This is a genomic window from Jiangella anatolica (genome assembly GCF_003236295.1).
Classification (GTDB): Bacteria; Actinomycetota; Actinomycetes; order Jiangellales; family Jiangellaceae; genus Jiangella; species Jiangella anatolica.
Genome location: NZ_POTW01000078.1, coordinates 22,278 through 32,534, shown reverse-complemented (window position 1 = coordinate 32,534; position 10,257 = coordinate 22,278). Strand labels below are relative to the sequence as shown.

Annotated in this window: 9 protein-coding genes and 1 pseudogene; 3 read left to right on the top strand and 7 right to left on the bottom strand. The window is 73.8% G+C overall.

Annotated elements, in window-relative coordinates; all coding sequences use genetic code 11:
- Both C1I92_RS24725 and C1I92_RS24720 read left to right on the top strand, forming a co-directional pair.
- Nucleotides 1-1,350: Lhr family helicase (locus C1I92_RS24725; RefSeq protein WP_233507212.1), on the top strand; the 1,350-nt coding region annotated here is incomplete at its 5' end.
- Nucleotides 1,351-1,417: 67 nt separating this feature from the next.
- Nucleotides 1,418-1,864 carry a GNAT family N-acetyltransferase gene (locus C1I92_RS24720; RefSeq protein WP_111257305.1) on the top strand — a complete coding sequence of 149 codons (447 nt, stop codon included), beginning with the start codon at nt 1,418-1,420 and terminating at the stop codon, nt 1,862-1,864.
- A 6-nt stretch (nt 1,865-1,870) separates the two neighbouring features.
- On the opposite strand, the gene C1I92_RS24715 is transcribed toward C1I92_RS24720, so the two are convergent.
- From C1I92_RS24715 to rimO, 5 genes and pseudogenes are all read right to left on the bottom strand, one after another.
- Complete coding sequence (locus C1I92_RS24715; RefSeq protein WP_111257304.1) at nt 1,871-2,341, bottom strand: flavin reductase family protein; 471 nt, start codon at nt 2,339-2,341, stop codon at nt 1,871-1,873.
- 4 nt (nt 2,342-2,345) lie between these two features.
- Nucleotides 2,346-2,709, bottom strand: a pseudogene (locus C1I92_RS35880) (helix-turn-helix domain-containing protein).
- Between the two features lie 171 nt (nt 2,710-2,880).
- Entirely contained in the window at nt 2,881-3,372 is a 492-nt protein-coding gene (locus C1I92_RS24705; RefSeq protein WP_111257302.1) for a CinA family protein, read from the bottom strand.
- Nucleotides 3,369-3,944, bottom strand: a complete 576-nt coding sequence (gene pgsA / locus C1I92_RS24700; RefSeq protein ID WP_111257301.1) for a CDP-diacylglycerol--glycerol-3-phosphate 3-phosphatidyltransferase — start codon at nt 3,942-3,944, stop codon at nt 3,369-3,371. The genes C1I92_RS24705 and pgsA overlap by 4 nt, the downstream gene beginning before the upstream one ends.
- A 9-nt stretch (nt 3,945-3,953) precedes the next feature.
- Nucleotides 3,954-5,357, bottom strand: a complete 1,404-nt coding sequence (gene rimO / locus C1I92_RS24695) for a 30S ribosomal protein S12 methylthiotransferase RimO (protein ID WP_111257310.1) — start codon at nt 5,355-5,357, stop codon at nt 3,954-3,956.
- Between the two features lie 28 nt (nt 5,358-5,385).
- Here rimO and C1I92_RS24690 point away from each other — a divergent pair, with 28 nt between their 5' ends.
- Nucleotides 5,386-6,954, top strand: a complete 1,569-nt coding sequence (locus tag C1I92_RS24690; RefSeq protein ID WP_199521563.1) for a beta-N-acetylhexosaminidase — start codon at nt 5,386-5,388, stop codon at nt 6,952-6,954.
- Here the strand turns inward: C1I92_RS24690 and C1I92_RS24685 are convergent.
- Nucleotides 6,942-7,577, bottom strand: coding sequence for an alpha/beta hydrolase (locus tag C1I92_RS24685; protein ID WP_111257299.1), 636 nt, complete (start codon nt 7,575-7,577; stop codon nt 6,942-6,944). The genes C1I92_RS24690 and C1I92_RS24685 overlap by 13 nt on opposite strands.
- Nucleotides 7,570-9,930 carry an FtsK/SpoIIIE family DNA translocase gene (locus tag C1I92_RS24680; protein WP_199521562.1) on the bottom strand — a complete coding sequence of 787 codons (2,361 nt, stop codon included), beginning with the start codon at nt 9,928-9,930 and terminating at the stop codon, nt 7,570-7,572. The genes C1I92_RS24685 and C1I92_RS24680 overlap by 8 nt, the downstream gene beginning before the upstream one ends.
- Nucleotides 9,931-10,257 lie beyond the last annotated feature (327 nt).

Here is a 10,257-nt window from a genome sequence, read left to right as displayed (position 1 = left end):
GAGTGGTGCGACGCCGAGGTGCTGCGGTTGCTGCGGCGGCGGTCGCTGGCGGCGCTGCGCAAGGAGGCCGAGCCGGTCGACGCGGCGACGCTGGGCCGGTTCCTGCCGGCGTGGCAGTCGGTCGGCAGCGCGCTCCGCGGCGCCGACGGGGTGCTGCGGGTGGTCGAGCAGCTGGGCGGGGCGGCGGTGCCGGCCAGCGCGCTGGAGTCGCTGGTGCTGCCGGCCCGGGTCGCGGCGTACTCGCCGGCCTGGCTGGACGAGCTGACCGCGGCCGGCGAGGTGGTGTGGTCCGGGCACGGGACGCTGCCCGGGTCCGACGGCTGGGTGTCGCTGCACCTGGCCGACGCCGCCCATCTGACCCTGCCCGACGTCGATCTCGCCGACGCCGAGGGCCCGCTGCACGCCGCGGTCCTGTCGACCCTGGACGGCGGCGGGGCCTACTTCTTCCGCCAGCTCAGCGATGCGGTGTCCGTGCTGGTGGAGACGCCGCCCGAGGACGCGACGCTGACGGCGGCGCTGTGGGATCTGGTCTGGGCCGGGCTGGTCACGAACGACACGCTGGCGCCGTTGCGGTCGCTGCTCACCGGCCGGCCCACGCACCGGTCGCGGCAGTCGGCCCGGCCGCGGTCGCGCTATGCCCGCGGCCGCCCGGCGATGCCGTCGCGCACCGGTCCCCCGGCGGCGGCCGGGCGCTGGTCGCTGTTGCCCGACCGCGACACCGACACGACCCGGCGGGCGCACGCGGCCGCCGAGGGCCTGCTCGACCGGCACGGCATCGTCACACGCGGCGCCGTGCAAGCCGAGCGGCTGCCCGGCGGGTTCGCGGCGGCGTACCGGGTGCTGTCGGCGTTCGAGGACACCGGCCGGGCCCGGCGCGGATACTTCATCGCCGGGCTGGGCGCGGCGCAGTTCGGCACGCCGGGCGCGGTCGACCGGCTGCGCACGTTCGCCCAGGTCGACGAGGCCCGGCCGGCGAGCGCGCTGGTGCTGGCGGCGACCGACCCGGCGAACCCGTACGGCGCGGCGCTGCCCTGGCCGGAGCGGGGCGGGGCGGGTGCCGCCGCCGGGCACCGGCCGGGCCGCAAGGCCGGCGCGCTGGTCGTCCTGATCGACGGCGACCTCGCCCTCTACGTCGAGCGCGGCGGCCGGACCCTGCTCTCCTGGACCGACGACGCCGACCGGCTGCGGGCAGCGGCCGACGCGCTGGCGCTGTCGGTGCGCGAGGGCGCGCTGGGCGCACTGCGGGTCGAGCGCGCCGACGGCGAGCAGGTCACGACGACGCCCCTGGGCGAGGCGCTGACCGCGGCCGGTTTCCACGTGACCCCGCGCGGCCTGCGCCTGCGCAGCTGAGGAAGGCTGCCGGTCGCTCGTGGACACGGACCTGCGTCCGAGCCTCGTCGCGTCGTAGCCTGGCCGGATGATCCTCGCGACCCATGCCGGCTACGAGGTGGACGACGACCCGGCCCGGCTCGATCTCGATGTCATCACCGACTTCCTGCTGACCACGTACTGGAGCAAGCACCGGTCCCGCGAGACGGTCGAGCGGGCGGTCAGCCGGTCGTTCGGCGTCGGGTTGTACGGGCCCGACGGCGAGCAGGTGGGCTTCGCCCGGGTCGTCGGCGACGCCACGACGTTCGCCTGGCTGGCCGACGTGTTCGTGCTGCCGGAGCATCGCGGCAAGGGTCTGGCCCGCGTGCTGGTCAACGCCGTGCTGGAGCACCCGGAGCACGCCGGGGTGGAGCGCTGGATGCTCGCCACGCTCGACGCGCACGGGGTGTACGCGCCGCTCGGGTTCGGCCCGATCGAGTCGCTGGACCGCTTCATGATCCGCTCCGGCCCGAACGCCGTCGCGGCCATCCGCTGACGTACGTCAGCCGACCTCGGCGCCGGGCTCGTAGTAGCGCCGGTCGACGTGGACGAGCGGGCGCTCGCCGACGGTGTCCCGCGCGACGGCGGTGACGCGGCCGATGGCGATCGTGTGGTCGCCGGCGTCGACCAGGGAGTACGGCACGCACTCGACGGCGGCGACGGCTCCGGTGAAGATCAGCTCGCCGCTGGCCGACCGCCGGGTCGGCCAGGGCGAGAAGTCGTCGCGGGCGCCGGGGTGGCGCTCGCGCGATCCGTAGTCGGACAGGTCCAGCTGATCTGTGGCGAGGAACGACAGCGACCAGCCGTCTGCGACGAACAGGGCGTCGTGGATGAAGCCGTCCTTCGTGACGCAGGCCAGCACGAGCGGCGGCTCCAACGACACCGACGACACGGCGGTCACGGTGAGCCCGCAGTCACGCCCGACCGGGTCGAGCACCGTGAGCAACGCCACACCTCCGGCGAGGCGTGCCATGGCGTCACGGAACTCCGGGGCAGGCTTCGGCCGGTGCGTGGACTCCGGCAGCAGCGTCAGCCGACCTTGACGACGTCGCGGGGACGGGCGGACTCGCGCGGACGAAGCTCGGTGAGCGCGCCCACCGCCGCCGCCTCGACGCGCATCATCTCGTCGCTGACCTCGCGCAGTACCTCGGACATCGGCAGGTCCAGCGCCTCGCAGATGGCCGCGAGCAGCTCGGACGAGGCTTCCTTGCGGCCACGCTCGACCTCGGACAGGTACCCGAGACTCACGCGCGCGGCGGCCGAGATCTCGCGGAGGGTGCGGCCCTGCTCGATTCGGCGACGCCTCAAGACATCGCCGACGAGCCGTCTGATGAGAACCATCGGCTACCCCTCTCGCGATTCGTCTCGACTGTGCTTGAGTCCACCGTACCTTCTGTTTCGTACGTTTGCGTTTCCAGCCTCGCCGGGAACGAAGGGGTGCACAGAAGAATTCATCTCACGGTCTGGAACGTCCCGGCACGCTCCAGGATTCCCGGCCACCGGGACGGCGTCTCACAGCTCGGACAACAGGCCCAGGACGGCTGAGACGGTCGCCGCTCGGACGGCAGCGCGGTCGCCGGGCAGCGCCTCGGACCCGGTGAACGAGCGGACGCGGACGCCGTCGGCGGTCGCGACGGCGACGTGGACGGTGCCGGGCGGGTGGCCGTCCTGGGCGTCCGGCCCGGCGACGCCGGTGGTGGCGAAGCCGATGTCGGCGCCCAGCTTGGTCCGGACGCCGCTGGCCATCGCCGCCGCGGTGGACGCCGCCACGGGTCCGTCGGCGGCGAGCACCGGCTCGGGGACGCCGGCCAGCGACGCCTTCAGCTCGGTCGCGTAGACGACCACGCCGCCGCGGACGACGGCCGACGCTCCGGGGACCGAGGTGAGGGCGGCGCAGACGAGGCCGCCGGTGAGCGATTCGGCGGCGGCGACGGTCAGCCGGCGGGCGATCAAAGAGCGGACGACGGCGACGGCCTCGGCGACCGCATCGGGACCCGCGGTCATGAGGTGGCGCTGCGGCGCAGCCGGATCGCCGACAGCACATAGTCGACCCCGGTGACGACGGTGACCAGCACCGCGATCCCCATCACGGTCGCCTCGACGGGGTCGAACCAGCCGGGCAACGGCAGCAGGTAGAGGCCGAGCGCCAGCGTCTGCAGCGCCGTCTTGAGCTTGCCGCCGCGGTTGGCCGCCATGACGCCGTACCGGATGACAGCGAATCGCATGGCCGTGATGCCCCATTCGCGGACCAGCACGATCACCGTCACCCACCAGGGCAGCTCGCCGAGGATCGACAGCCCGACGAAGGCCATGCCGGTGAGCGCCTTGTCGGCGATCGGATCGGCGATCTTGCCGAAATCGGTGACCAGTCCGCGGCGACGGGCCAGCTCGCCGTCGATCTGGTCGGTCAGCATGGCGATGCCGAACGCGACGAACGCCGCGATGCGCGACCCGTCGTCGTCGCCGCCCTCACGCAGCAGCAGCCAGCCGAACACCGGCACCAGCACGACCCGCAGGATGGTCAGCGCGTTCGCGATGTTCCAGGGGCTCGGCGGGACGGTCGACTGTTCGGCCACGGGGAAAGGCTAGGGCACGGCGACGAGGTCGGCGCCGTCGCTCGCCGTGACAGTCGCGGTGACGATGTCGCCCACGGCGGCACGCGCACCCGAGACCGTCGTCGTGCCGTCGACCTCGGGGCCCTGGTGCTCCGCGCGACCCTCCACGACGCCGTCCGCGGAGACCGACTCGACCAGCACCGACACCGTCTCGCCGACGCGGTCCTCGGCGCGCTGGGCGACCAGCTCCTCGACCAGGTCGCTCACCCGCGAGACCCGCTCAGAGACCTCGTCCGGGTCCAGCTTCCCGTCGAACGACGCCGCCTCGGTGCCGTCCTCGTCGGAGTAGCCGAACACGCCGACGACGTCGAGCCGGGCCTGGCCGAGGAAGGACTCCAACTCGGCGACGTCGTCCTCGGTCTCGCCGGGGAACCCGACGATGACGTTGGAGCGGATCCCGGCGCCCGGCGCGCGGTCCCGGATCGACGCGATCAGGTCCAGGAACGACTCCGTGCCGCCGAACCGCTTCATCCGGCGCAGCAGCGGCGTGCTGGCGTGCTGGAAGGAGAGGTCGAAGTACGGGACGACGCCGGGCGTCGAGAGCATCGCGTCGACCAGCGTGGGCCGCATCTCGGCCGGCTGCAGGTAGGAGACGCGCACCCGCGAGATCCCCTCCACCTCGGCGAGCGAGGGCAGCAGCGTCTCCAGCAGCCGCAGATCCCCGAGGTCCTTGCCGTACGACGTGGAGTTCTCGCTGACGAGGAACAGCTCGCGCACGCCCTGCCCGGCCAGCCAGCGCGCGTCGGCCAGCACGTCGGACGGACGGCGGGACAGGAACGAGCCGCGGAACATCGGGATCGCGCAGAACGTACAGGCCCGGTCGCAGCCGCTGGCCAGCTTCAACGGCGCCATCGGGCCGCCGTCCAGCCGCCGCCGCACCGCCCGCGGCCCGGACGCCGGCGACATCCCGGCCGGCAGGTCCGGCGCGGCGTAGGCCGCGGCCTGCCGCTCGACCGGCGTGACGGGCAGCAGCGTGCGACGGTCGCGCGGCACGTGCGAGACGTGCGCCGTCCCGCCGAGGATCCCGCGCAGCCGCTCGCCGATCGCCGCGTAGTCGTCGAAGCCCAGCACGGCGTCGGCCTCCGGCAGCTCCGAGGCCAGCTCGACGCCGTACCGCTCGGCCATGCAGCCGACGGCCACGACGGCCTTGGTGGCGCCGGACTCCTTGAGGTCGGCGGCTGCCAGCAGCGAGTCGACCGAGTCCTTCTTCGCCTGCTCGACGAAGCCGCAGGTGTTGACGAGGACCGTCTCAGCGGCGGAGGGGTCGTCGACGAGCTCGAAGCCGTCGGCGTCGAGACGGCCGGCCAGCTCCTCGGAGTCGACCTCGTTGCGGCTGCAGCCGAGCGTGACGATCGCGACGGAATGTTTGCTCATGTCGCCGGCCACTCTACCGTTGTCGACCATGCCGAGCCTGATCCCGCTGCCCTTGGTCCACGAGGCCCGCCCCGGCGCCTTCACCGTCGACGACGGCACCGCCATCGGCGCGGACGGCGACGCCCGCCGGGCCGCGTGGCTGCTGCACGACGTCCTCGCCGGCGCCGGGGTGCGTGCCCTGGTCGTCCCGGCCGACGACCCGGCGGCGTCGATCGTGCTGCGCATCGGCGACCTCGTCCGAGACAGCGCGGAGGGCTACCGGCTCACCGTCACCCCGCAAGGCATCACGGTCGACGGCGGCACCGCCGAGGCGCTGGCCCGCGCCGTCCAGACGCTGCGCCAGCTGCTGCCGCCGGCCGCCCTGCGCCGCGCCCCGGTCGGCAGCGGCGGCCTGCGCATCGACGGCGCCGACATCGAGGACGCGCCGCGGTTCGAGTGGCGCGGCGTGCACCTCGACGTCGCGCGGCATTTCCAGCCGGTGTCGTTCGTGCTCAAGCTCATCGACCTCGCGGCCCTGCACCGGCTCAACGTCGTCCACCTGCACCTCACCGACGACCAGGGCTGGCGGGTCGAGGTCCCGTCGCGGCCGCGGCTCACCGAGGTGGGCGCCTGGCGCGCCGAAACGGTCGTCGGCCGCAAGGACGGCGGCTACGACGGCACCCCGCACGGCGGCTTCTACTCCCTCGACGACCTGCGCGAGATCGTCGCCTACGCGCGGCAGCGCGCGATCACCGTCGTCCCCGAGATCGACTTGCCCGGGCACGTGCAGGCCGTACTGGCCGCCTACCCGGAGCTGGGCAACACCGGGCGGCCGGTCGAGGTCCGGCGGACGTGGGGCATCTCCGAGAACGTGCTCGCGCCGACGGAGGAGGCGCTGGCGTTCGCGCGCGACGTCCTCGACACGGTGCTCGACGTGTTCCCGGGGCCGTGGGTGCACCTCGGCGGGGACGAGGTGCCGCGGACGGAGTGGCGCGCGAGCCCGGCCGCGGCCGCCCGCGCCGCCGAGCTGGGGCTGGGCTCCGTCGACGAGCTGCAGAGCTGGTTCCTGCGTCGCCTGCACGAGTACGTGACGAGCCGGGGCCGGCGGGTCGTCGGCTGGGACGAAGTCGCCGAGGACGGCGGCATGCCGGCCGACACCGTCGTGATGGCGTGGCGCGGCAGCGATCACGGGGTCAAGGCGATGGCGGCCGGGCACGACGTCGTCATGTGCCCGGAGGACACCACCTACTTCGACCACTACCAGGCCGGCGACCCGGACGAGCCGCTGGCGATCGGCGGGCTGACGACCGTCGAGGACGTCGCGGCCTGGGAGCCCGCCGGCGGGGACGGGCCCGGCCGGCTGCTCGGCGTCCAGGGCCAGCTGTGGACGGAGTACCTGCCGACGCCGGCCGCCGTCGAGTACGCGGCGTTCCCGCGGCTCAGCGCGCTGGCCGAGGTCGCGTGGACGGCGCCGGAGCGCCGCGACGCCGCCGATCTCGTCGAGCGGCGGCTGCCCGCCCACCTCGAGCGGCTGGCCGCGCTGGACGTCGACTACCGGCCGCTCGACGGACCGCGTCCGTGGCAGCGCGGCGGGTCCGGGCGCCGTCAGCGCGCCTGAGCCAGACCCGTCCGGGCCAGCACGAACCGGGTGACCTCCCGGTGCCAGACCGCCGGGTGGCGCAGCAGCGCGTGCCCGTCGCCGTGCACCGGGAGGTACCGGCACGACGCCGCGACGCCGGACAGCTCGGCCGCCAGCGCAGCCGTCAGCCGAGGGTCGGTCGTCGTGTCGGCGCTGCCGTGCATGAGCAGGACGTGCTTGCCGGCCAGCAGCGACGGCGGCTCGGACGGGGTCAGCCAGGGCGCCAGCGCCGCCAGCGCGACGACGCCGTCCGACGATCCCGCCACGCGGATCGCCGCCCGCCCGCCCATCGAGTAGCCGACCAGCGCGACCGGCACGCCCGGGTCGCGCGCGACCACCGCCGCCAGCGCGGCACGGACGTCGGCCAGCGGCGACTCGTCGGCGCCGTTCCAGCCGCGGATCGCGTACCGCAGCCGCCACACCGTCAGCCCGAGCGGGGCGCCGGCCCGTCGCAGCGACCACGCGAACGGCCGCAGCCGCAGTACCGACGGCTGCCGCGGCCGCACCGGCTCGCGGCTCTCCGACCGTCCGCCGTGGAGCAGCAGGACGGCCGCGCGGACGTCGCCGCGCGGCCGTTCCTCGGTCAGGACGGGCTCAGCCACCGCGCAGCGTTTCCAGCACCTCGTCGAGGTCGTCGGGCTTGATCAGCACGTCGCGAGCCTTGGACCCCTCGGACGGACCGACGACGCCCCGGCTCTCCATCAGGTCCATCAGCCGGCCGGCCTTGGCGAACCCGACCCGGAGCTTGCGCTGCAGCATCGACGTCGAGCCGAACTGCGTGTTGACGACCAGCTCGGCGGCCTGGCAGAGCAGGTCGAGGTCGTCGCCGATGTCCTCGTCGATCTCCCGCCTGGCCGCGGCCGGCGCCGTGACGTCCTCGCGGTACGACGGCTCCAGCTGCTCCTTGCAGTGCCCGACGACCGACGCGATCTCGGACTCCGTCACCCACGCGCCCTGGACGCGGATCGGCTTGCTCGCGCCCATCGGCAGGAACAGCCCGTCGCCCTGGCCGACCAGCTTCTCCGCGCCCGGCTGGTCCAGGATGACCCGCGAGTCGGCCAGCGACGACGTCGCGAACGCCAGCCGCGACGGCACGTTGGCCTTGATCAGGCCGGTGACGACGTCGACGGACGGCCGCTGCGTCGCCAGCACCAGGTGGATGCCGGCCGCGCGGGCCAGCTGGGTGATGCGGACGACGGAGTCCTCGACGTCGCGCGGCGCGACCATCATGAGGTCGGCCAGCTCGTCGACGATGACCAGCAGGTACGGGTACGGCGTCAGCACCCGCTCGCTGCCCTCGGGCGCCTTCACCTTGCCGGCCCGGACCGCCTTGTTGAAGTCGTCGACGTGCCGGAAGCCGAAGTTGGCGAGGTCGTCGTAGCGCATGTCCATCTCGCGCACGACCCACTGCAGCGCCTCGGCCGCCTTCTTCGGGTTGGTGATGATCGGCGTGATCAGGTGCGGGATGCCCTCGTAGGCGGACAGCTCCACCCGCTTCGGGTCGACCATGATCAGCCGCACCTCGTCGGGCGTGGCCCGCATGAGCACCGACGTGATCATCGAGTTGATGAAGCTGGACTTGCCGGAGCCGGTGGCGCCCGCGACCAGCAGGTGCGGCATCTTCGCCAGGTTGGTGACGACGAAGCCGCCCTCGACGTCCTTGCCGAGCCCGGCGATCATCGGGTGGTGGTCCTTGCGGGCCACCGCCGAGCGCATGACGTCGCCGAGGCTCACGATCTCCTTGTCGGTGTTCGGGATCTCGATGCCGATGGCCGACTTGCCCGGGATGGGCGACAGGATGCGCACCTCGGCGCTGGCGACCGCGTACGAGATGTTCTTCGACAGCGCGGTGACCCGCTCGACCTTCACCGCGGTGCCCAGCTCCACCTCGTACCGGGTGACCGTCGGGCCGCGGGTGTAGCCGGTGACGACGGCGTCGATGTTGAACTGGTCGAACACGCCCATGAGCGCGTCGACCACCGCGTCGGAGGCGGCCGACTTGGCCTTGTGCGGGCTGCCCTGCCGGAGCAGGTCGCTCGACGGCAGCGTGTACGTGATGTCGCCGGACAGCGCCAGCTGCTCGACCCGCTGCGGGATCGGCGTGTGCGGCGGCGGCTCCGTGGGGCCGTCGGCGGCCTTCTTGCGCTTGCGCAGCTCGCGGTCGACGACGGCCGGCTCGGTCGGCGTGTGGTCCTCGTCGGTGACACCGGCGAGCTCCGCCGTGTCGGCGTCGTCGTCCTCGGGCTCGCGGCGGCGCTTGCGCTTGGGCTTCTCGCGCAGGACGGGCGAGTCGTACGGCTCCTCGTCGGTGGGCGCGAGCCGGTCGCGGCCGCCCTCGGCGTCGTCGCCGGCGACCGGACGGCGGAAGCCCAGCCAGCCGCCGACGACCAGCGCGCCGGCGCGCAGCTGCGCCGTCACCTCGTACAACGGGATGCCGGTGATCACCAGCACGCCGAACAGCGTCAGCAGGCCGAGCAGCGGGCCGGCCACGTACACCGTCAGCAGGTCGGCGAGGATCGTCGAGGAGACGTAGCCGATGGCGCCGCCGGCCCGCTCCATCGCCACCTGCCCGTCGACCGGGCGCGGCATGCCGCCGGCGACGTGCGCGAGGCCGAGCGTGCCGAGCGCGAGGCAGGCCCAGCCGATGACCTGGCGGCCGCCGGGGCCGTTGCGGTCGGGATGGCGCAGCGTGCGCCACGCGGCCATCGCCAGCAGCACCGGCGCGACGTAGGCGCCGGTCCCGATGGCGCCCGCGATGCCCTGGTAGACGGCCTCGTAGATCCTGCCGTCCAGCGTCCACCACACCGACGCCGCGACGATGAGCGCGGTCCCGATGAGGAGCAACCCCACGCCGTCGCGGCGCTGGTCGGCCTCCAGGCTGGTGGCGGTGCGCCCGACGCTGCGCGCGATGCCGCCGACCAGATGGGCGATGCCCATCCAGATGCCGACGAACATCCGGCCGATGCCGCTGAAGAACTGCGCGGCGAGACTCGGCTCCGGAGGTGGCGGCGGGGGCGGCTCGGGTGCGCGACGCTTCCGGCCGCGAGCCGGGGTACGCCGCTTCGGGGTACCCGACGAGCTTCGCGACCGTGCTGTGGCTGTTCGGGTCGCCATGGAGATCACACTACATCCGACACAGACGCATCTTCAGTCACACACGTCCCGGCGCGTCGGCCGAAATGTCCGTTCCCGCAGCTCGCCACACTGGAAACGGTGTGAGGTCACTGCGGCGACGGTGTGAGATCACTGTCGCGCCCACGACACCGATGCCGCAGCGTTCTC